The sequence below is a fragment of the Novosphingobium gossypii genome (assembly GCF_050433305.1).
Classification (GTDB): Bacteria; Pseudomonadota; Alphaproteobacteria; order Sphingomonadales; family Sphingomonadaceae; genus Novosphingobium; species Novosphingobium gossypii.
Genome location: NZ_JBNPXM010000002.1, coordinates 130,190 through 151,810, shown reverse-complemented (window position 1 = coordinate 151,810; position 21,621 = coordinate 130,190). Strand labels below are relative to the sequence as shown.

The window sequence follows — 21,621 nt, the reverse complement described above, 5'->3', positions numbered from 1 at the left end:
TGCCCCGGCACGGTCACTCCCGAGATACGGAGGCAAGCCAGCGGATATCGTCGAGCAGCGCTTCGCGCTCGCTATCGGACCATTGGTGATAATCGAGGGTCTCCAGCAGCTTGAGACCTTCAAGCGCGAGATACGCTAACATGGGGCCTTTCGCCTCGCCCGCTTCGTCTCGTATGCGTCCGATCACTGCAGTCTGGTTTTTTTGGATGGCGGAACGAAGCGAACGGTCCTGCGCAAGTGCCGCGCAAATATTGAGGGCCACCGCGCGAAATTCGTCAGGGAATGGCTGACTGGCGGCTAGAATCCGGCCCTTCAATGTCGCATTGTCGCTCCCCTCGAAGGTATCAGCGGCCGCCTGGTTGAACGCATTGTCGCGCAGGACGGCGCGCTCGACCATAGCTTCGATCAGGGCCTGCTTGGTGCCGTAATCGTACACCACACTACCCTTGCTGATGCATGCCTCCTGAGCAACGCCGTCAAGCGTGAGTTTCGCAGCCCCGACCCTCGCGACGACAGCTTCGGCCGCATCGAGGATGCGGTTCTGATCGATACTTTTCTTACGACCCATCGAAACGATCCATTTATATCTGACCAGATGGATATAAATGGATCGTTTGAAAGCGTCAACCTGTCGGTCGTGGCGGATGTTTGATGCCAGGCTAGACCATCAATGTCGCTTATCCGTTGGATCCAGACGTTTGCAGCGGGGGACATGAATGCCGTAGGTTGGGCGGTAGTAGCCAAAGCGGCGCGGTTCGCATCGCGGGAGGTACTGGTAAGGTCGGAACGCCAAGTTCAGCACAGTTCGCGGCTCTTTTGCTGGCAAACCGGCTTTTCCATCAGGAAAGCTCAAAAGGATAGCGCGACCAGCGCTGTCCCACCGGGGCGCTGATTACTCTAAAATCTGTTATCAATCGCCTTTGCCTGAATTCGACCGTTGGAAGGTGGAGGAAAACGGACAGACGAGCGGTGTGCTGCGCCTTTGTCGTCCGGAATCGACTTGGGCATCGAACATTATTCGCCGCGATCCAAAGCACCGTTCTTTCAACCGGTTGCTGATTCTTTCCGTGCGGAAATCAGAAACGCGAGATCCCAAACGATCGCGCCATCGACGCTGCGCGCCTCTTCCTCGATACGCTGGTCCAACGTCGCCACATCTAGTTCTTCAGTGCGAGCGATGCCGCACTCGACAGCGCGGGGTAACATCACTTCGGCCAGCGTGGGCAGGAACGAGGGTTCGCTGGAATGCAGCAGTATCGCCTCGCTGCGGGCGTCCTCTACCGTGAGGCCCAAAGCCTGCATTATCTTGGCAAGACGGAAGGCCAGTGCGACATCGCCACCTTCGGCCGCGACTGTTCTCCATGTCCAGTCATAAAGTTGTCGATGCAGCGGGATGTCTCCAAGTCCGGCCGGAAGGCTCGTGCGCGCGTGTTCTTGAAAGGCAAGGGTCGCGCCCGGCCGCGCCAGTGCGGCAAGTCGTTCCAACGTTGCGACTGCATCGGGCAGATACATCAGCACGCGGCGGCCAACGATCGCATCGAATTGGCCCAGGTCAGGCAGTTCACTTGCCAAATCTACGGTGCAGTAGTGGATGTGCGCAGCGAGCGGATTTGCGTCCATGCGCTGCGCCATCGCTATTGCCTGCTGACTTCGGTCGATGGCAACGACTTCGCCGCTCGGTCCGGTGAGGCTGGCGACAAGTCGGCTAAGGTCGCCATTTCCACAACCGACATCAAGGATCCGCATACCGGCACCGATACCGATGTTGCCAAAGAAGCGGGAACTCGGCGTGTTAGCGGGATTGGGCGGCGAGTGCGGAGTGATATGTGACATTGTATCATGGTAGGTTGTGGAGGCGAAATTTCAAGCGTTACGAGCAGGTCAGAAGGCTTTATCTTTGATTGATATCACACAGGCATTCTGAACCCGAACCGGATTGCCCGCTCGGCGACAAACAGGCCGCTCCGCGCGTTTTGTTCACGACAACTGCTCTTGCATGATGTTGGCGGCGTTGTAGCAATGGAAGGATGCGACTTTTCCATCCTTCATGCGGAAAACGTCGCAACAAGGAACGTCGATCCGCTTGCCGGTGGCGGGCACCGGGCCGGTCGGCATCATCAACGTACCCTCATGGGTGCCGCGGATAGCCAACTCCACGACGATGAGATCCTGCGTCGCGCTGATGCTGAAGATTTCGCGGTGAATGTCGGGAAAGGCATCCGCCATGCCACTTGCGACCAGCGCGATATCCCGCCCTCGAAAGTCGATCTGCGCCGGGACATTGCGCACGTAGCCGTCATCCGAGAAGCACGAGAGAAAGCCGGCAAGGTCGAGGCTGTTGCCTTCGGCCCCAGCATAAAGGTCTTTTATAGTCTGTATATCGTCTGTCATGAGAATGCGTCCTAACGCGCTTATCCGCGTCACCGTCCGTCAGAGCGGCGACCATATTCCCCAGATAGACAGAGGATTACCCGGAGGGTAGAACCTACCAAAAGGTAAGCTTAGATTGGTACAAGGATTTCATGGACGACACCTGCGGACTGGATGTTTCGCTGAAGGTCATCAGCGGGAAATGGAAGCCTCTCATCCTTTATCACGTTCAAGACGGGCCGACCCGGTTCTCACAAGTGAGACAACGTATCGGCGGCATCAGTGAAAAGGTGCTAATCCAGCAATTGCGCGAATTGGTGGCGATGAACGTCCTAGTCCGGCATGATCACCAGCGTGTGCCACCGATGGTCGATTATGCGCTGACCCCGTTCGGCCGAACGCTGGTCAAGGCCTTGCTGCCACTCTGCGAGTGGGGCACGCAAAACCGCGCGCAGGTAATGGAAACATTGGCAAAGCCGCAGGAGCCAGGACCGAATTGAACGACGGATCGTCTGGCGACAATTCGGGAGATGCCGGACCTGCTCTTGAGAAAAATCAGCCGGAACAAGATGCAATGCCGGTCGTCAGTTGGGGTGTGCCAAGAAACCTTCTGCCATGATTGTAAAGGCCTCGATCGCCTTGGGCAGGGCAAGGTGGGGCTGCGCGCTGGCCGCTACCCACAGGGCTGCATTGAACGCCGCACCGCTCAGGAGCCGTGATGCAGCCTCGATGTCGACCGGCTTCATGACATCTTCGGCGATCAACTTCCCGACCGCCTGCTTCGTGATGCTTAAGCAGGCATTCTGGCTTGGCCACCCCGATGGATCGCCCAAGAAAGCGGGTCCGTCCAGAAGGACGATCCGCTGGACCTCCGGGTCCAATGCCATCTCTATATAGGCCGCCCCTTCCGCCAGCAGCGCGTCCCAGTCATTCGCGGATTTGGCACCAGCCTGCTGCGCGCGCGCAGCCATCTCTCCATCCACCTGAGCGACCACGGCCGCCAGCAGACCCTTCTTGTCGCCAAAGCCATGATAAAGGGCACCTCGGGTAAGGCCGACCGATGCAGTCAGATCGTCCATTGATGCACCGGCGAAACCCGACTCCGCGAACGCCTTGCGCGCTGCGCCGATCAGCTTGGCGCGGTTTTCTTCCATCGTTTCGGCACGGCGTTTCACAGGCAAGGCAGATCCTTTCGCATACGTAGCGTATATGGATTTGACACGGAGCATTATCCATGATTTAACATACGCAGCGTATGCCAGATGGCCAGCAATGGTTGAAATGTCCAGCCGGGTCGATCGGGCGCATCCACTTATTTTTCAGGAAAGGACAATGACATGGCCTCGCGCAAAGCAGTGTTTCCTGCCGCTCCGCATGCTCTCTACCAAGCACACGGGTACTCTCCCGCTGTACGATCGGACAATCTCCTGTTCGTTTCCGGACAGGTCGGCAGCCACCTGGACGGCTCTCCAGAGCCGGATTTCGAAGCTCAGGTACGACTGGCGTTCGCCAATCTGGAAGCCGTTCTCGTTGCTGCCGGCTGCGGCTTCGAAGACATCATCGACGTCACGAGCTTTCACACCGATCCCGAAAGCCAGTTCGGCACGATCATGGCGATAAAGGAAGAGATTTTCCATACCGCGCCCTATCCCGCCTGGACGGCGCTGGGGGTCAACTGGCTGGCCGGCTTCGACTTCGAGATCAAGGTGATAGCCCGCATCCCGGAGGGGAGTTAAACCGGCAGGGCCCCCATAGGGCAGGCGGGGAGCGGCGTGCCGTGGCAGTCAGTCTGAAACTGACGGATGCCGGTGATTGTTGCAGTTCATGGTCGTTCATGGGCCCGACTGGGCAAGCATGAAATTCCAGCTTCGTCCAGGTCAAGTGCACGGGTGAAGCAGAAGGGCAGCCTTAGAGATAGAACTCAACCGGCACGATCAATTCGATGCTGTTGCTTGGCACGTCATCCGGCGGCGCGGGCAGCGGGGATGCCCGTTTCGGCAGCGCCAAGGCCTCCCGGTCCAGTAGGGCGAAGCCGGATGTCCTGTGCAGCGCCACGCCAAGCACCTGCCCCTTGCGATCCACCGTGAAGCGCACCATGACAGTGCCTTGCTGACGCCTGGCGCGCGCCGAGCCGGGGTAAGTCTTCACGGCATTGAGCCGCGCCAGCACGCGCGCGTGCCAGGTGTCCGGTCCCTGCTGGCCGCCGCTGGTGCGCGGCTTTGTCACCGGTGGCGCGGGGGGAGCCGCGACCGGCACTGGCGCGACTTGCGCGGGCGTGTCAGGCACCGGATGCGCCCGACCGTGCTGGGTGATCACGGCCGGCGGAGGAATGACAGCCGTTGGCTGCGCCACGGCCACCGGCTGCGGCTCGCTTTCCGGTTCCACTTCCTCAGGCACAGGCTCATCCTTTACCGGTGCCGGATCGGTCACGTCGAAGGCGGCAACGTGAGGAGCAACTGGCGCATGAGCCACCACCGTGCGCCAGCTCAACAGCGCGAGGAGCACCAGGGGCAGGCAGAACATCAGCACCGTCAGAAGCAGGGCGAACCCCCGCTGCCGTTCGGGCCGATAGCCCGCGGGTACAATAGCAACCTCGCGGCCTCCCTCCCTGCTCCGGGTGCACATCAGCATGGTGTCAGTACCGCGCGCGCAAGGTGCCGACTATGCGGCGCGGCGTTCCAGGATAGAGGTTGTTGTCGCCCTGCACCGCCTCCACAAAGAAACGGTCCGTCAGGTTCTCGGCATTGACGGAAACTTCCCAATGCGGGTTCAGGGCATAGCGTATGGAGGCGTCGAACGTCTCGTATCCGGCAATCGTGAAGCGGTTGTCCAGATCGACCTCCCGCTTGCCGACAACCCGCACGCCGCCCCCCAGCGACAGGCCGGAAAGTGCGCCCGAAGAGACGCTGTAGCTTGTCCATATCCGACCGCTGAAGCTGGGAACCCCGTTCAGGCGATTGCCCACCGCAAAGGTATTGTCCTGCGTGATCTCAGCGTCGAGATGACTGGCGTTGGCGATGATGTTCCAGCCCGGCAGGATCTCTCCGGTAATGTCGATTTCCAGACCGCGCACGCGCTGCTCGCCGGTAAGGACCGAGAAATCCGGGTTGTCCAGATCTTCGGTCGATACGTTCTGCTTGGTGATCTGAAACGCCGCCGCCGTGACCGACAGGCGATCCAGCAGATCGAACTTCACCCCCGCTTCGAACTGCTCGCCCTTTTCGGGATCGAGCGGTGTGCCATCCACCAGCTGGCCCTGCTGGGGCTGGAAGCTCTGCGTATAACTGGTGTACAGCGATACCGAAGCGGTCGGCTGATAGACCAGACCGGCGCGGAAGGTCAGCGCATCGTCCTTGGTGCGGATCGCGGCGTCTTCCAGATAGTCCCACTGGTGGGACTTCGTGCGGTCATACCGCATCCCCGCCAGCGCCTTGACGTGTTCGCCCAGCCCAATCTGGTCCTGCAGATAGAAGCCCCAGGTGTCGATGTCATAGTCGTAGACGTTGTTCACCGTGGCCACCGGAACAGGCGTCATCCCGTATACCGGGTTGACCGCCGCCACCGAGCCGATGTTGGCACGGGCAGACCAGAACGACATTTCGCCATCAGTGCGCTCAACCCCCGCCATGATGCGATGCTCCAGCGGGCCGGTATAGGCGTCCGCGATCGCATCGAAGCGCATCGACAGGTCGTTGGAGTCCTCTGTACGGTTGGTGATGCGCCGACGGACCACGCCGTTGGAATGCCCCTGAAGATCGACCGCGTTGTGATCCTGCACCAGCGCATCGGTGTAGCGCCCGGTGAAACGCAGCATCAGCCACGGCATGACCTGCCGCTGCGCGGCAAGGCCCAGCACCAGCTTTTCCGTCGCCGTGTTCGACCAGCGCTCGCCGTAATATGTGCGCGCATCGTGGACGTAATTGCCATCTTCATCCGCGATCAACCCGCGATCGAAGGGCACTTTCTGGTCCGCATAATCCGCCGTCAGATCCACTTGCGTCAATGCATCGGGCTGCCAGCGTACCGCTGCCGCGCCATAGACCCGCTCGCTCTTGCGAGCCTCGCGGCGGAAACCACCGTTCGTCTGGATTGCTCCGGTGGCGCGCGCGGTCAGGGTGCCGGACTCGTTGAGCGGCCCGGTCACGGACATTTCACCACGATAGAAATCGAAGCTGCCACCTTGCAGCGCACCGTCGAAGTGGAACTGCCTGCTGGGCGCGCGCGTGACGATGTTGATCACGCCGCCCGGCTCGCTTAGCCCCATCATTACCGACGCGGGGCCTTTGAGCACTTCGACGCGCTCAACGTTGGCAAGGTCGAAGAAGCCTTCGGGACGCTCCATCGCACTGGTCAGCGGAAAGCCGTTGATCGCATAGCGTCCGGATACGAAGCCACGAATGGAGTAGGTTTCCGCCCGGTTGCCCGCCGTGCCGTTCAACTGAACGCTGGACACGTTCTGGACGATGTCCGTCAGGCGGACGGCGGCCTGATCCTCGATCACCGTGCGCGGAACGATCTGGATGGATTGCGGAACGTCGCGGATGGCGGTGTCGGTCCGCGTCGCGGTGGCGCTCAAGGTGGCGCGGTAGCCGGGGACGGGGCCGGTTGCCGTCTCGATTTCTCCACTGCGGCCCCGACTCGCACCCTCGCCCTGCACCCTCACCGGGCCGAGCACGGTTCCACCGCCCGCCGTCGCACCCTCCGCTTGCGGAGCGCGCGTCAGGCGCACTGATCCAGCGCCGGTCGACTGATAGCTGAGGCCGGTGCCGGCCAGCAGGCCCGCCAGCGCCTCGTCCGACACTCGCGGACCCGAAATCGCTGCGGATTTGCGCCCGGCAACGTCGCCCGGTTCATAACCGACCTGCATGCCCGATTGCCGCATCCACGCCAGCAGCGCGCCTTCCAGCGACTGCGCGGGAATGTTGTAAGTACGCTCGCTGGCGCCCTGCGCCCACGCAGCCTGCGGCAGGCCCGCCGCGAGCGGAAGAGCGGCGCTGGCCAGCAGCCTCATGGCAAGGCGTGTCGAAGTCCAATTCATATATACCCCCGTCGTCCGAACTACCGCGCCCGCCTCGGCGGTGGGTGATATTGCAAGGTGTTCGCAATATTGGTTCACGGGGTTGACGCTCGGGTGAAGGCAACACCCAAACCCAAGCGACGAAAAAACTGGATGGAATGCGAATTCAGCGCCGACCGGGGCGCAGCAGCACGATCCCGCCGGGCAGACTTGCCTGTTCCAACCCGCGCATGGCGGCCAGCGTATTTAGCACTTCGTCGGGACGATCCGTACGGAAGCTGCCGCTGATCGGCTTTTCCGCAGATAGGTTGCCCACGACAATCACCGGCGCCTTGCGGTAACGGGCAACGGCACGAATGGCAGCTTCCAACGGCACCTCGCGCAGCAGCAATTCGCCATGCCGCCAGCTTCCGATCTGGTCGAGCGCAAGCGCCCCCATCGGCAGAGCAGCGCCATTTGGACCGAAAGCCGCCCGCTCGCCCTGATGCAGCACAAAGTGCCCACCGGTTTCGAGTTCGACAGCGCCTTGCGTGACGCTCACGAGTGTCTGCGATCCAGTATCGTCCACTTCGAAGGCCGTGGCGACATCCCGGACCACGCCGTCAGCCGCTTCGACACGGAACGGGCGCCGGTCGCCATGGCGCACCGCGAACCATGCGCGACCCTTCAGCAACCGGATCGTGCGGCGATCCTGGGCATAGTCGATCGCAATCGCGCTATCGCTGTCCAGTACCGCGCGGGAGCCATCGGCCAGAGCGACCTCGCGGATCTGGCCCGCCACACTTGTTGCGTCCGCACGCGCCCAGATCCAGGCGGTCGGGCCAACGAACCACACGAACGCCGCTGCAGCCGCCACGGGAAGCAGGCGATAGGGCCAACGGCGACCCTTGGGCCGAGGCGGGTGTCCGGTATCGGCAAAGGCGCTTTCAAGCACCGCAAGGTCCTGCCACGTCTGCCGCTCCTGCAGGAATGCAGCCCGGTTGCGCGGGTCGGCAGAGGTCCAACGATCGAGAGCACGCATATCCGTGTCCGACATCGCCCCGGATGCAAGCCGTACCACCCATGCACGGGCCTGTTCGCCGCGCGTGTCTCCCGTATGGCCTCCCTGCATCCCCATGTTGATCCTGATCGCTCTGCCCATGTTAGTATTTAGACGCGCGGGATGCGATGGCACCCAACCTGTCAATTATGAATACCCGCCTTTACGCGTTCAGGATTCCGGGTCGCGCCCGTCTCGTGCCGCTGCCAACGCAGCAAGAGCACGCCGCATATGGTTCTCGACCGTCGTAGTGCTGACCTTCAGCCGTACGGCGATGGCCTGCTGGCTTTCCCCCTCGAACCGGTTGAGCCGGAAGATTGTGCGGGTCGGTTCCGGCAAAGCCAGAGCAGCAGCGCGCACACGCTCCAGCACTTGTGTTGAATCGACGATGCGGTCCTGACCTGGCGCGTCGTCGCTTTCGGTGAGGATATTCTGCACTTCGTCAACCAGCCGACCACGCCGCTGCTGCGACCGTCTGAAATCGAGCGCAAGATTGCGCGCCAGCCGGAACAGATAGGCCCGTTTGGAGAGGATCGGTCGCGCATCGTCCACGCTCTGCACCTTCAGCCACATGGACTGAACGACTTCCTCCGCATCGGCAGGATTGTCGACAAGCCGCTCCACCCGGCGCAGCAAAGCATCGCGCTCGGCTATGATAAGGCTGGCAAGTACGGCAGAGTTGGCCCCCATACGCGGGCGACTAACGCTATTGCGAGGAATATGCAATCGTCCGCGTTACGCGGACGGCCCGCTTGGCATCGAACCGATTGCAATGCCGTTCTGCGTGGTGGAGCGGGCATGCTCCACAGCATACTCAACGGTGAGCATGGCTGCCGCCCGCAAACCACGCGCTCGTGCTCTCCGTAGCCTCGCGATAATGCTCCAGCTGGCAATCGAGCCCTGTAAGATCCCATGTCAGGCGAAGAAACACGGCGTCTTGGCCATGCACCCATAATCGGGCTGATGGCCACTGGGGCTGCCAGCTCAGTTCGTATGCGTCAGCGGCAAAAACCCCTGCGGGAACCGCAAGGTCCTCTTTCCCCAGATACGTGACGCCTATCTCTATCGGCAAAGCCACAAGTTCGGTTTCGCCGTTCACGTCGTACGAGCAGGTGATGGACGGGATCGTGCGCTCCATTCCTGGCACATCGGTTCCACGTGCAAGGGCGATTGCACCATCACCTACCAGCGGATGAAGACCAAGGTATGCAAACCGCCCAGCCACGATCTTGCTGGTGGGACCAAGGCTGGCCGACACTGACTCGCAACGCACCCCCTGATCCGTGAAGTGATACCACGAACTGCCGATCAGGTGCCCATGCTGGACCACACGGACTTGCCCTTCCAGCGGGCGCAAGTCAGCATCGAGGCTCCACGAAGCGTCGCGGGTCAAGGCACCTTCGGCCATCTCGCAATAGGCGCGGAACGTGCGGCCATCGGCCCGCACGTCGATGCCAAAGTCTTCCACCCCCTGCGGCCCATCGGCGTGATGATAGACGATGCGCCCCGCGTGCCGCCGCAGATACGCCATCAGAGCGCGATCGTGACCGCTTTGGTCTCAAGGTAGAGATCCATGCCTTCGCGCCCGAACTCACGCCCCCAGCCCGACTGCTTGAACCCGCCGAAGGGGATGTTGGAACCGACCGCGCCATGCGTGTTGACCGAAATATGGCCTGATCGCACACGCGCCACCATGCGATGCGCGGTGGACAGGTTCTGCGTCCAGACGCTGCCCGAAAGCCCGAAGTCGCTGTCGTTCGCACGGGCAGCAATGGCGTCCAGATCGTCGCCTTCGAAGCGCTGGACCGCCATCACCGGGCCGAAGATTTCCTCGCGGACGACGCGCATGTCGGGCGTTGTGTCCGCGATGATCGTCGGCTCCACGAAATGGCCCGGCACATCCAGGGCATTGCCGCCGGTGACGATGCGCGCCGGACCGGCCTTCGCCTCGTCGACGAAGTCCATCACGCGCGCCTTCTGCGTGGCCGAGATCAGCGGGCCGATCATCGTGTCGGGCGACAGGCCGTGGCCGATCTTCATCGATGACGTGAACGCCGCCATGCCTTCAAGCAGCTCGTCGTAGATGTCGGCATGGGCGAAGATGCGCGTCCCCGCCATGCAGTTCTGGCCCTGCAGGAAGAAGGTGGCCATCGCCACGCCCGGCACGGTCTTTTCCATGTCGGCATCGGGAAACACGATGACGGGCGACTTTCCGCCCAGTTCGAGGCTGACCTTCTTGAGGTCGTCCGCGCACTCCCGCACGATCAGCTTGCCCACTTCGGTCGACCCGGTGAACGAGATCTTCGAGACAAGCGGATGCTTGACCAGCGCCGCGCCCGCCGTGGCGCCATCGCCGTTGACGATGTTGACGACGCCTTCCGGAAAACCTGCCTCCATGATCAGCCGCCCCAGAACCACGGCGGTCAGCGGGGTCTCTTCGGCAGGCTTGAGGACGACGGTGCAGCCTGCCGCCAGCGCGGGCGCCAGCTTCAGGCAGGCCATCGCCAAGGGCACGTTCCACGGCACGATCTGGCCGACGACCCCCACCGGCTCACGCAGGGTGTACGTCAGCGCCTCCCCGGCGGCCAGAACATGGGCCGGCGGGGTTGTGGTGGTGCCTTCGATCCGCTCGGCCCAGCCTGCATAATAGTGGAACAATTCGGCGTTGTTTCGCGCCGTCATGCCGGCAAGCCAGATCGGCATGCCGTTGTCGAGCACCTCCAGTTCGCCCAGTAGCTGAGCATTGGCCTCCAGCAGATCGGCCAGCTTGCGCAGCAGCCGTGCGCGTTCGAAGTGCGACAGGCGGGACCACGGACCCGCGAACGCCTTTGCCGCAGCCCTCGCGGCAAGGTCGATATCGGCGGCATCGCCCATCGCGAAAGTGGCAAGTCCCTTCCCTGTCGCCGGATCATGCGCGGTCTGCGCCGCGCCGCTGGCAGCGGGGACAAATCGCCCGTCGATCAGCAACGGGAAATCACCGCGCAGCACGCCCCAGGTGGCGGCGGACAGTTCGACGGGCAGGTCGGAGGGGGTCAGCGTCATCTTATACTTCCACCTTGCCGGCATCGTAGGCGAACAGGCCCAGCGTTTCCTCGTTGCGGATTTCCTTCTTGCCGAAGTTGTCCGCATCCTTGCTCTGCAGACGTTCCGCGTTGGCGTTCGATTCCGCCTGAATGAACGTCGCATGCTCAATCCGGGCCTTTTCGTAGCGGGCTATCGCCTCGGCCACGGTCGCGCTGGCCTCCATCGCGCGCGACAGGACGACGGCGTCCTCAATCGCGCAGGACGCACCCTGCCCCAGGAACGGCGTCATGGCATGCGCCGCGTCGCCCAGCAGAGTGACGCAACCGCCCTGGTTCCACGTCGACAGCGCCGAGCGGGCGTTGATCGCCCACTTGAACAGGCGGTCTTCCTCCAGATGCTCGATCATGTAGCGCACCGGCTGGCACCAGCCGTCGAAGACGGTGCGCAGTTCGTCACGGGTGGCCGGGATGGTCCAGCCATCGTCCGTCCAGCCCTGCTCCCGCGCGAAGAAGACCAGGTTGATCTGGGTACCGCCGCGCAGCGGATACCATACCGCCATGCGTTCTTCACCGATGAAGTTGCCGGGGTTCTGCGCCAGATCGCGCAATTCGTCATCCACTGGCACCACGCCGCGCCATGCGACATGCCCGGTGAAATGCGCCGAGATTTCCTCGAAGTTGCGACGCACGGCGCTTTTCAGACCATCGGCGCCGACGACCAGATCGCCGTGATGGACCGCGCCATCTTCCAACCGGAGCCATGCCTGCGGCCCCTCGTGCCCCGCCTCTGCCACGCGCGCGGCGAGATGCAGCCTGCCGCCCAGTTCCTGCGCGGATTCCACGAGGATTGCGTGCAAATCGGCGCGGTGCATGTAGAGGTAGGGCGCGCCATACCTGTCGCGCATCTCGGTGCCGCGCTCCAGCGTCTTGAGCACGCGACCGTCCTGCCAGTGCCGCACGACCTGTCGCACCGGTTCCGTGCCGGACGCTTCGATCTTCGCGCCGAGGCCCAGATACTGGAAGCCCGCCATGGCGTTGGGGGCCAGTGTGACCCCCGCCCCCACTTCGCCGAAGTTGCGCGCGCCTTCGAAGACTTCGACGTCGAACCCCTTGCGTAGCAAAGCGATGGCAGCGGTCAGTCCGCCGATCCCGCCGCCCGCGATCAGGACTTTTGCGTGGTCCATCAGCCCAGCTGTCCGGGAATGTGGCTTTCGTGGTTCTGGAGATACCACTCCGCGATTTCCTCGCGCGTGGCCCACCACACGCCGTCGAGCGACTTGGCGTGTTCGATGAACTCGCGCACGGCACGCACGCGGTGAGCGCGGCCCGCGACGTGGGGGTGCAGGCCGATGTTCATGATGCGCCCGGTCTTCGCGCCTTCGGCATAGAGCACGTCAAGCTCCTCGATCAGCGCATCGCGGAACTGGTCGGTGGTGAAGTTCTTGCGCGTGATGAAGGTGAAATCGTTGATTTCGTTGGAATAGGGAACGGACACGATAGGGCCGTTCGGCGTCCGCAGCAGATAAGGTTGATCGTCGTTCATGATGTCGCAGTAGAACGTGCAGCCCTCCGCAGCGAGAATGTCCGCGGTCTGCATCGTGCCGCGCAGCGACGAGGATAGCCAGCCCTTCGACTTGCGGCCGGTATACTTCTCGAACTGTTCGAGCGAGCGCAGAATGATGTCGCGCTCCTTCTCCGGCTCATGCGCGAAGTTGGTCAGCAGTTCACCCTGCTCCCAGTTGTGCGTGAGCAGTTCCCAGCCCCGCTCCAGCACGGCGTCGGTCATCGCCTTGCGGCGCTCGAACGTGACGGCGTTGGTCGTGCAGCTGGCCTTGACGCCCAGTTCGTCGAACAGGTCGAACAGACGCCAGATGCCCACCCGCTGGCCATATTCGCGCCAGGTGTAGTTCGGGAAATCGGGCGTGTTGCCAGGAAGGATATCGGGCAGGATAGCCGGGCCGCCCGCATAATAGGGCTTGTCGGTGTCCTTTGTCAGATCCCAGGTTTCGAGATTGAACGTGATCAGCAGCGCCACGCGCTTGCCGTCCGGCCATTGAAGCGGCTTGCGCTGCGGCATCGGGACGTAATCGTATTCCATCATCTACTCCGTATTCCAATCTCTCAGCCCGAACAGGGCTTTAGGCTGCCCATGCCCCGCCGGCCACCATCACAAAAAGCAACGGGGTGCTCAGAATTCTGCAAGCAGGCGGCCAAAGCCTTCCTTCTGGTCGGGGAACCCCATCGAACGGAGCGCGTGCCAGTAGGTCGCCGTGTTGATCGCGATCACGGGCTTCTCCAGCCAGAACTCGGCGACGGCGGCCACTTCGGCGAAAGCGAGGTTGGTGCCGGCCTGAATGATCGCATCCACTCCTTCGCTCACCTCGATCGCGGTGCGCTTCAACGTCTGCTTGCTTTCATGCGCGATCAGCATCGGCGACGGGCTTTTCAGACCCCTGATGTGGACCACTTCGTAGCCTTGGTCCTCGAAGAACTTCTTTACGTTGGCGTCGCCCACCGGGGCGTAAGGGGTCAGGATGCCGATGTTGCGGATCGGCTTGCCGTCCGCCTTTTCATAAGCCTTGATGGCGGCATCCACCGCGGTGGAACCCATGATCACCGGGACACCGCCGGTCCGCTCCAGCATGCGCTGGTGCAGGCGCTCGGCACCCTCGGCGCCATCCCAGAAGGTTTCCGCCGACATGCCCATGATGACGCAGCCCGGCTCCATCGACATGGAAACGTCTACCGCGTCGAACGTGGCGCTGCGAATGTTCTCCAGCATCACCATGAAGCTATCGTCGTCGGTAACCCGGGTGTCGGGAATGGCGATGCGCGAGAAATGGTTGGTGACGCCGCGCGGGCGCATGTCCGCATATTCCGGCTCGACGCTGGTGTTGGTCGAAGGCGCGACCACCGCGAACTTCATGCGGTAACCGAGAGAATCCGTCATTGGCTGTATCCCACAAGAGCCGGGGGGCCCCGCGACCCCTTCCCGGCGGAATCGCGCTTGCGATCGAAGGCTGGCTTGGCGTCATTCATCGCGCCCGAACCGGACCTTCCGCAAGGCGGCACCCGGCGCAGTCTCCACCTGACGACCATTGAACGGCCCGGCCTCGCCGCCGGGGGCGATTGCGGGAACTATCGGCCCACATAGAGCAAAGGCAGGCCGATGAACGCGTACCCCTCCTCCGCCCTGGTGCGTGCCACCATATTCGTGCGCGACCTTGACCGGGCGAGCGCCTTCTATCGCGCCATCGGCCTGACCGAGACGTACTTCGAAGGCTGCCTGAGCCACCCTTCCGCCACGGCCATACTGGGCTTCGACGACCCCCGCCCCTTCGAGATCCGCATCGTGAAACGGGCCGGACCCAACTACGGCATGATCGGGCTGTTCAAGCTGGCAGACGGGACGACCGAAGAGGCGATCCCCGTTGCCACCGGACCCGCCCGGATCGGCGAGGTGGCGCTGGTCTTCTACGTTACCGACATGGACGGAACGATGGAGCGGCTGCGGGCATTGGGCGCCACCTGGGCACCCGAACCGCAGGTCTTCGCGATGGAGCACCGTTCGCAGCTGGAAGTGTGTATCCGCGATTGCGACGGCGTGCTGATCAACCTTGTCGAAACCGACCCAGCGCAGCAGGAACGCACCCGCCCCGAGCTGGACTATGCCTGAGGTAACGCCGCCAGAAACGCCTCCACGGCCCGCGCCACGCCCTCGGGGTCGGCGGTCGGCTGAAAGTTGGCCCCGCCGGTCGTGGCGATAGCGGCACCGGGAAAGGTGGCTTTCGCCCGGTCCAGTTCAGCGTGGAAATAATCGTCCGGCGACGTCAACAGCAGCACGGGCACCGTCAACCCGGCGGCAAGTGCAGGCGTATCGGACGCCGCTACGGCGCGGTAGGCCTGGGGCCGGGCCTTCCAGGCGCGCAGCATGGACACGACTTCGTCATGGATGATCTCTGCCGGAACGCCTTCGTTGTAGCCCGCCGCATAGTTCCAGTTGACCTGCAGATGCGATCCGTCGCGCTGCGGGGCAATCGGCTCGCCATGGCTTTCGCGGAATTGGCGACGCTCCTCGGGCGTCAGCAATTCGGCGCCCGCCAGCATGATCGACAGGACGCGCTGCGGATGATGCGCCGCCAGATATACAGCCAGACTGGAGCCCGTATGGTGCCCGAAGACGTGGAACTGCCGGGTGCCCAGCGCGTCGATCCCTTCCAGAATCCACGCTGCATAGTTCGCCAGACTTGGCCAGCCCGAAGGGTCGAAGCTGCCCCCGAACCCCGGCGTGTCGATTGCAACCAGCCGGTTAGGCACATCCAGTTCCGCCAGCAGCGGATCGTAGCTTTGCGCCGAACACGCGGTTTGATGCAGGAACACTATCGCGGGCTCGCTGCCGGCAACCTCGCGTACATGCAACTGGCCGTCCGCAAGGTCCACGTAGGACTTGCGGACGGTGCTGCGGGTCACAGGCCCAGAACGCCCGGTCCGATCAGGCGCTGCGGGTCGAGCGCCGCCTTGATCGCGGCGACCAGTGCCTTGGGCTCAGCCTCCAGACGTGCGGCATAGGGGTATGCGCGGCCCAGCTGGAAATGCAGCGCCCCATGCGCGTCGTAGAGATCGACCAGCTCGCCCTTGAGACGGTGGACATACTCACGGGCCGCGGGGTTCGCCGGAAACTTCGGCAGGCTGGCCAGATAGTCGGCAGGCACCGATTCCGCATGATAGGCAGTCTGTTCGTCAGGCCAGTACAACGCGATCTCGTAGAGGAAGCCGCTGGACCCCACGGTGGAGTACATGCCGCCGCCCCACACGCCGTGCTGCTTCATGTCGGCGGCGCGCTCGGCATAGAAGCGCTGGAGCGCATCGTGGAAGCCCTGAACGCGGTCGTGCGCCATGACGCCATGCAGCGGCACCCAGCGCTCTCCACCGGGCCCCAGCGTGTTGAACAGCGGCGCAAAGGGCATGCCGCGCACCACCGAAGGCACCGTCGCAACGATCTCCCGGCCGAGGCCGGCCGTCAGGTCGCGCAGTCGCTGCAGCCTGGCGCGGCACTCGGCATCGTCGAACCCCTCGACGATGTAGTGCGTCATGAAGTTCGATGCCGAAATCTGCCGACGCGCCAGAATGCCCGCCGCCACGACCTGCTTCACGCCCGCAAAGACCGAGGGCGAGCTTTTCACGATCGACATGGCCATCGCCAACTGACCGCCCGCGCGTTCCTGCTTGGCAATCTGGCCCTGCGACAGCGCGGCGTCGAGGGCGAAGTGCGAATCTTCGACCCGCTCCATCGCGATCCGCCGCATCGACTCGTGCATCTGCCCGAACTCGGCGAAGGCGAACGACAGCACACGGTGCGCAGGCTTGTGCCGCAGCAGGGGCAGCGTGATCCGCGCCTTCAGGCCGAACACCCCGCAGTCGCCGGTGAACAGTCCGGTCAGGTCCGGCCCGGCATGACGACCGAACGGCTTCTCGCCCAGCGCGCCGGTGCCTGTGCGCAGCAGGCTTCCGTCCGCCAGAACCACGTCGAACGCCAGCGCCGATTCCGCCGAAATGCCCCATGCCCCCGAACCGTGGCTGATCGAGTTCTGCGACATGGAGCCGCCGATCGTTGCCGCAATGCCAGAAAACGGGCCGCGAAACGGCGTGCGCAGTCCCTGTGCTGCCAGAGCGTCCGACAACTGCAGCCACGTCACGCCCGCCTCGACGGTGACGTAACCGTTGAACGCGTCGATCTCGACAATGCGGTTCAGGCGGCTGAGGTCGATGAGCAGATGCGATGCATCCGCCGCGTTGTAGCCATCGGTGTAGGACGCCCCGCCGCCCCGCACCGTGAACGGCACCTGCGCCGCAGCCGCCTGCCGCACCACGGCCTGCAGTTCCTCCACCGTGCCCGGCCGGGCCACTGCGCCCGGCAAGGCCTGCGCGCGGTAGACGTCGGTGGCGAAGTAGGCGACCTTCGCCGGATCGGTGACAAGGTTGTCCGCGCCGACGATGTTCGCCAGCGCGCTCGCGTTCACGCTCATCGTATCGCTTACCCTTCCGCGATCGCGCCGAGAGTGGCGATATACCCCTCCGTGGTTTCCTTGCCCGCCGCCTCGGACGCCTCCTTGCGCACGAGGTAGAACATCCGCTCAAGCATCGCCTGGCGGCGTGCCTCGCGGGCTTCCAGCGCCGCGTCGTCGAGGACCAGCGCGTCGACTTCGGCCCGCGCGTCGATATTGTGGTTGGCCAGCACGCGCTGTGTGGAGTCGAGCTGGTCGGCCAGTACCGACACTTCGCCGGCAAGGACCATGATCATGCCCATCATCTGGTCGAGGGCAGGATCCTGATAGAACTGGGGCCGCTTGCCCCGTGAATCGCGCTTCATGTCTGTCTCTCGTTCCTAAGGGGTCAGGCAGCCGGCTTTTGGGCGATCAGGACTTCCCAGCCACCGCCGGGTGCGAACTCGCCCGCGGTGAATTCACGCTCGGCGACGTCGGCGGCGGATTCTTCGGTGTACCCGGCGCCCGCATATTCCATCACGGCCATCGGCGCGGTGTCGAAACGGATGCTGGCCGGATCGAAGCCCGCCCTGGTCGCCAGTTGCACCTGGTCCATGTCGCGCATGGCGCCCCAGAACGGCTCGTTGTTGTAGTACGTCTCGTTGTCGAGGATGAACTGCGTGAACGGGTCCATCAGGTCGAACGGGGGGAGATCGGCATGGATCATCAGGCCGCCCGGCTTCAGCACGCGAAAGCATTCCTCGAACACGCGGGGCATCGCCTTGCCGCTGGTTTCGTGCAGCAGGATGTGGCTGACGACGAGGTCGAAGGACGCATCCTCGAACTCGGTTCTTTCCGCGTTCATCTGTGCGAAGTTGACGTCCAGCCCCATCGCACCGGCGCGGGCATGGGCATAGCGCACCATCGGTCCGCCGACATCCACGCCCCAGATCTCGGCTTCGGGGAACAGTTCCTTGTACGGTAGGGTGGAATGGCCCACCGTGCAGCCCAGGTCGAGGATACGCTTGGGCTTGAAGTCCGGCATGTTGCGCTTGAGGTAGTTCACCACCGAGCGGCCCATGTCGTCGTTAAATGGCCCGGTGTAGCCCATCGAATAGAGGTAGACGCCGCGATCGTAGAGGACGCCGAGAGACACCTCCTCCGCATCTTCCGGGCCGCCCGCATAGCCGCCCGGCATGCAGTGAATGTCGAGCGAGGAGACATAGCGCGGCACCTCGAAGCCTTCGGGGATGCGCAGTTCACCCTTGTTGCGCGCCGAATTCGCCGCAGCGGCGGCCTTCAGGCTCTCTTCCTCGCGCTCGATCGAATCGATCACGCTGTCCCACAGCAGTTCCTGGCTGATGCGGTTCACGGCCGCGTAATGGCGAAAGTAGTTGTCCGGCACCATCGCCTTGCGAATATCGTGGCGATCCACCGGAGCACGGCCCGCTTCCTTCTCGAACCGCGCGGATGCACGGCCCGTGTAGATCGGATGGAGGCCCGGCAGCAGGCCCTGCTGGATGAAGTGCTTCAGGCTTTTCGCAAATTCCTGACGCGATGCCTCTTCCGAGGTTGGGGTGGGCAACATCGCATGAAGCTGCTGCTGAAAGGTGTTGAGCATGTGGCTATCCCTGAAGCGCTGTGCCTGAAGACGTATCAGCCCAGACTATAAGCCCCGGTAGCGATGATGCATCCGCGAAAGTGGAATCTCCACTGTTCGGACAAAGCAAGTGCCCCCCGGTTCCCTACGCCGCTGGCGTGGTCCGCCTTGTGGAAGTCCAAGGCTTATAGGCCGATGACGGGAAGTTATCGTTCTGCGGACATTTTGCGGCGCAGCATTGCAGGGCGATCTGATCGCCGACAGCTTCCCCTTATCCGGCAAATGCGACAGCATCGTTAAACGACGGGCAGCAAGTCGGATCAGGGTCAGAGCAAATCATGCACGAGGGTCGTTTCACATCATGAACACGGTATTTTCCAAGGGTCTGCTGCTTGCCACCGCGATCGCCTGCCTGCCGACGGTGGCGGCCGCACAGGACGCGGCGCGCAGCGCAGACGACGAGGCCAACGGCTTTGGCGACATCATCGTCTCCGCCCAGCGCACCGACCAGCGCCTGCAGGACGTGCCGATCAGCGTCACGGCGATCACCTCGGAGGAAATTCAAACCCGGCAGGTTCTGGCGCCAACCGACGTCGCCCGCCTTGTCCCCAACCTCAAGCTGGACGGTGTGACCGGCGGCTCCGCCGGCCTCAAGGCCTATATCCGCGGCGGTGGCGGTACCGACGGCGGCTACGTCATGTCCGAAGCCGAAGTCGCGCTCTACGTGAACGACATCTACAACGCCCGTATGCAGGGGGCGCTGATGGACTTCGCCGAGATCGAGCGGATCGAAGTGCTGCGCGGCCCGCAAGGCGTGCTTTATGGCCGCAATGCGTCGGCCGGTGCGATCAACATCATCACCAAGCAGCCTGCCGATCACTTCACGGGCAACGTCCAGGCCGGCTACGGCACCTGGAACGAGCGCCGCCTGAAGGGCTACATCTCGGTCCCGCTGAGCAAGGACGGCAAGTGGGCCGCATCCTTCAACGGCATCGTCCGCGCCCGTGACGGTGGCCGCCAGTACAATGCCACGCTGGACCGCAAGGTCGGCAAGGAACGGTTCGGCGGCGGCCAGTTCGACCTTGCCTACAAGGGCGATGCGGTCACCGGCCGGCTGAACCTCTACTATCTGGATCTCAATTCCGACGGTCAGTGGTCGGTCAACACCGTCACCAACGGTCAGGGCAAGATCGTGCCGCTTTCCGGCTCCTACCGCACGGTGCTTTCGCCGGTTCCATCGGACACGCGGGTCAAGCAGAAGGGCGGATCGCTGCACCTGACCGCCGATTACCCCGGCGGTACGCTCACTTCCATCACCGGCTATTCCGAGATGGACGACTTCTGGATCCAGGATTTCTCGGGCGGTGTATATCCCGAGATGATCGGCGCGCCCGGCACCACGCCCGTCGCCCTGTTCATACGCGACAGCGACTCCAGCCAGTGGCAGTTCAGTCAGGAGACGAACGCCGCAGGTTCGCTGGCCGATGGCCTCATCGACTACGTTGCCGGGCTGTACTATTTCCATGAAACCGGGCGGCAGGTGATGACCTCGACCGTGTTCTTCGCGCCGTCCACCACGAACTTCTACGCCAGGACCGACGCCTGGGCCGGCTATGGCCAGCTGACCTTCAACGTCACCGATCAACTGGCGCTGATCGCAGGCGGACGGTACACGCTGGAGGACAAGTCGCTCAACGCCGACATCGCGGGCGTTCCGGCGATCAGCCGCGATCACTACAAGAAGTTCACGCCCAAGCTGGGCATCAACTTCAAGCCAAGCCAGGACGTGCTGCTTTACGGATCGTACAGCGTCGGCTTCAAGTCGGGGGGGTACAACGGCCTGGCTTCCACCGCCGCGCAGCTTGCCGCCGCGTTCCGCCCGCAGACGACCGATGCTTACGAGGTGGGCATCAAGGCGGACCTTGGCAGCACCCTGCGCGTCGCGCTGTCGGGCTTCGTCAACAAGATCAAGGATCGGCAGGAATCGATCAGCCTGGGCGACGGCGGCTTCATCATCGAAAACTACAACATGACGGTGAAGGGTCTGGAAGCGGAGATCGCGTGGAAGCCGGTCACCGGCCTCCAGATCTGGGGCAACGGCGCCCTCAACGACGGCAAGTACCGCAACGTCCCGGCATCCGCCTCGCTTGCAGGCAACACGCCGCCGTTCCTGCCGGACTATCAGGCGACCATCGGCTTCGACTACAACTTCGATCTCGGGTCGGGCCGGTTCAAGTTCGGCGCAGATGCGAACTTCCGCGACGCCTATTTCTCGACTGCGGACAATGCCCCCATCGGCGCGGTCACGTCCACCCAGATCGTCAATGCCTACGTTGGATACGATGTCGGGCCGTGGCAGTTCCAGGTGGCGGGCAAGAACCTGTTCAACCAGATCAACTGGCAGACGGGCTTCGGCTTCTCCGTCATCAACCCGCGCTTCATGACCGACCCGCGCACCGTGCTGGCGACCGCGCGCTACAGCTTCTGATCTTTACCGGAACGGGCACCGGCAACGGTGCCCGGACCACCCTCAGACTTGAAGGCCCGGCGGGATTTCTCCTGCCGGGCCTTTTTGCGTGATCGGATCG

At 63.2% G+C, this 21,621-nt stretch carries 21 protein-coding genes; 4 read left to right on the top strand and 17 right to left on the bottom strand.

Annotated features, from left to right (window positions below; all coding sequences use genetic code 11):
* Positions 1–13: 13 nt before the first annotated feature.
* The 3 genes from GGR40_RS06305 to GGR40_RS06295 all read right to left on the bottom strand — a co-directional run bounded on the left by GGR40_RS06305 (position 14) and on the right by GGR40_RS06295 (position 2,391).
* Complete coding sequence (locus GGR40_RS06305; RefSeq protein ID WP_429275361.1) at positions 14–568, bottom strand: TetR/AcrR family transcriptional regulator; 555 nt, start codon at positions 566–568, stop codon at positions 14–16.
* A gap of 476 nt (positions 569–1,044) precedes the next feature.
* Complete coding sequence (locus GGR40_RS06300) at positions 1,045–1,833, bottom strand: class I SAM-dependent methyltransferase (protein WP_429275360.1); 789 nt, start codon at positions 1,831–1,833, stop codon at positions 1,045–1,047.
* A gap of 144 nt (positions 1,834–1,977) precedes the next feature.
* Positions 1,978–2,391 carry an ester cyclase gene (locus GGR40_RS06295; protein WP_429275359.1) on the bottom strand — a complete coding sequence of 138 codons (414 nt, stop codon included), beginning with the start codon at positions 2,389–2,391 and terminating at the stop codon, positions 1,978–1,980.
* A 131-nt stretch (positions 2,392–2,522) separates the two neighbouring features.
* On the opposite strand from GGR40_RS06295, the gene GGR40_RS06290 reads away from it, so the two are divergent.
* On the top strand, positions 2,523–2,870 hold the full coding sequence (locus GGR40_RS06290) for a winged helix-turn-helix transcriptional regulator (RefSeq protein ID WP_429275358.1): 348 nt from the start codon (positions 2,523–2,525) through the stop codon (positions 2,868–2,870).
* 84 nt (positions 2,871–2,954) lie between these two features.
* On the opposite strand, the gene GGR40_RS06285 is transcribed toward GGR40_RS06290, so the two are convergent.
* Positions 2,955–3,545 (bottom strand): TetR/AcrR family transcriptional regulator, encoded by a 591-nt coding sequence (locus GGR40_RS06285; RefSeq protein WP_429275357.1) that lies wholly within the window; start codon positions 3,543–3,545, stop codon positions 2,955–2,957.
* A 162-nt stretch (positions 3,546–3,707) separates the two neighbouring features.
* On the opposite strand from GGR40_RS06285, the gene GGR40_RS06280 reads away from it, so the two are divergent.
* Positions 3,708–4,106 (top strand): RidA family protein, encoded by a 399-nt coding sequence (locus GGR40_RS06280; RefSeq protein ID WP_429275356.1) that lies wholly within the window; start codon positions 3,708–3,710, stop codon positions 4,104–4,106.
* 172 nt (positions 4,107–4,278) lie between these two features.
* On the opposite strand, the gene GGR40_RS06275 is transcribed toward GGR40_RS06280, so the two are convergent.
* The 9 genes from GGR40_RS06275 to GGR40_RS06235 all read right to left on the bottom strand — a co-directional run bounded on the left by GGR40_RS06275 (position 4,279) and on the right by GGR40_RS06235 (position 14,399).
* Positions 4,279–5,001, bottom strand: coding sequence for an energy transducer TonB (locus GGR40_RS06275; protein WP_429275355.1), 723 nt, complete (start codon positions 4,999–5,001; stop codon positions 4,279–4,281).
* A gap of 4 nt (positions 5,002–5,005) precedes the next feature.
* Positions 5,006–7,408 (bottom strand): TonB-dependent siderophore receptor, encoded by a 2,403-nt coding sequence (locus GGR40_RS06270; protein WP_429275354.1) that lies wholly within the window; start codon positions 7,406–7,408, stop codon positions 5,006–5,008.
* A gap of 145 nt (positions 7,409–7,553) precedes the next feature.
* Positions 7,554–8,504, bottom strand: coding sequence for a FecR family protein (locus tag GGR40_RS06265; RefSeq protein ID WP_429275353.1), 951 nt, complete (start codon positions 8,502–8,504; stop codon positions 7,554–7,556).
* A 93-nt stretch (positions 8,505–8,597) separates the two neighbouring features.
* A complete protein-coding gene (locus GGR40_RS06260; protein WP_429275352.1) occupies positions 8,598–9,116 on the bottom strand; it encodes an RNA polymerase sigma factor in 519 nt (172 codons plus the stop codon).
* 124 nt (positions 9,117–9,240) lie between these two features.
* Positions 9,241–9,957: a hypothetical protein gene (locus GGR40_RS06255; RefSeq protein ID WP_429275351.1), complete on the bottom strand. Its 717-nt coding sequence runs from the start codon at positions 9,955–9,957 to the stop codon at positions 9,241–9,243.
* Complete coding sequence (locus GGR40_RS06250) at positions 9,957–11,468, bottom strand: aldehyde dehydrogenase family protein (protein WP_429275350.1); 1,512 nt, start codon at positions 11,466–11,468, stop codon at positions 9,957–9,959. Before GGR40_RS06250 ends, GGR40_RS06255 begins: the two co-directional genes overlap by 1 nt.
* A gap of 1 nt (position 11,469) precedes the next feature.
* Positions 11,470–12,633, bottom strand: coding sequence for an FAD-dependent monooxygenase (locus GGR40_RS06245; protein WP_429275349.1), 1,164 nt, complete (start codon positions 12,631–12,633; stop codon positions 11,470–11,472).
* Positions 12,633–13,550, bottom strand: a complete 918-nt coding sequence (locus GGR40_RS06240; RefSeq protein WP_429275348.1) for a polysaccharide deacetylase family protein — start codon at positions 13,548–13,550, stop codon at positions 12,633–12,635. Before GGR40_RS06240 ends, GGR40_RS06245 begins: the two co-directional genes overlap by 1 nt.
* 87 nt (positions 13,551–13,637) lie before the next feature.
* Entirely contained in the window at positions 13,638–14,399 is a 762-nt protein-coding gene (locus GGR40_RS06235) for a maleate cis-trans isomerase family protein (RefSeq protein WP_429275347.1), read from the bottom strand.
* A gap of 219 nt (positions 14,400–14,618) precedes the next feature.
* On the opposite strand from GGR40_RS06235, the gene GGR40_RS06230 reads away from it, so the two are divergent.
* Complete coding sequence (locus GGR40_RS06230) at positions 14,619–15,125, top strand: VOC family protein (protein WP_429275346.1); 507 nt, start codon at positions 14,619–14,621, stop codon at positions 15,123–15,125.
* Here the strand turns inward: GGR40_RS06230 and GGR40_RS06225 are convergent.
* Genes GGR40_RS06225 through GGR40_RS06210 form a run of 4 tightly spaced genes read right to left on the bottom strand, consistent with a single transcriptional unit; the run spans position 15,116 to position 19,054 of the window.
* Entirely contained in the window at positions 15,116–15,919 is an 804-nt protein-coding gene (locus GGR40_RS06225; protein ID WP_429275345.1) for an alpha/beta fold hydrolase, read from the bottom strand. The genes GGR40_RS06230 and GGR40_RS06225 overlap by 10 nt on opposite strands.
* Positions 15,916–17,475, bottom strand: a complete 1,560-nt coding sequence (locus tag GGR40_RS06220) for an FAD-binding oxidoreductase (protein ID WP_429275344.1) — start codon at positions 17,473–17,475, stop codon at positions 15,916–15,918. The genes GGR40_RS06225 and GGR40_RS06220 overlap by 4 nt, the downstream gene beginning before the upstream one ends.
* A gap of 8 nt (positions 17,476–17,483) precedes the next feature.
* Positions 17,484–17,819: a hypothetical protein gene (locus tag GGR40_RS06215; RefSeq protein WP_429275343.1), complete on the bottom strand. Its 336-nt coding sequence runs from the start codon at positions 17,817–17,819 to the stop codon at positions 17,484–17,486.
* A 23-nt stretch (positions 17,820–17,842) separates the two neighbouring features.
* Entirely contained in the window at positions 17,843–19,054 is a 1,212-nt protein-coding gene (locus tag GGR40_RS06210) for a class I SAM-dependent methyltransferase (RefSeq protein WP_429275342.1), read from the bottom strand.
* Positions 19,055–19,394: 340 nt separating this feature from the next.
* Here GGR40_RS06210 and GGR40_RS06205 point away from each other — a divergent pair, with 340 nt between their 5' ends.
* Positions 19,395–21,521: a TonB-dependent receptor gene (locus GGR40_RS06205; protein WP_429275341.1), complete on the top strand. Its 2,127-nt coding sequence runs from the start codon at positions 19,395–19,397 to the stop codon at positions 21,519–21,521.
* The last annotated feature ends 100 nt before the right edge of the window (positions 21,522–21,621 follow it).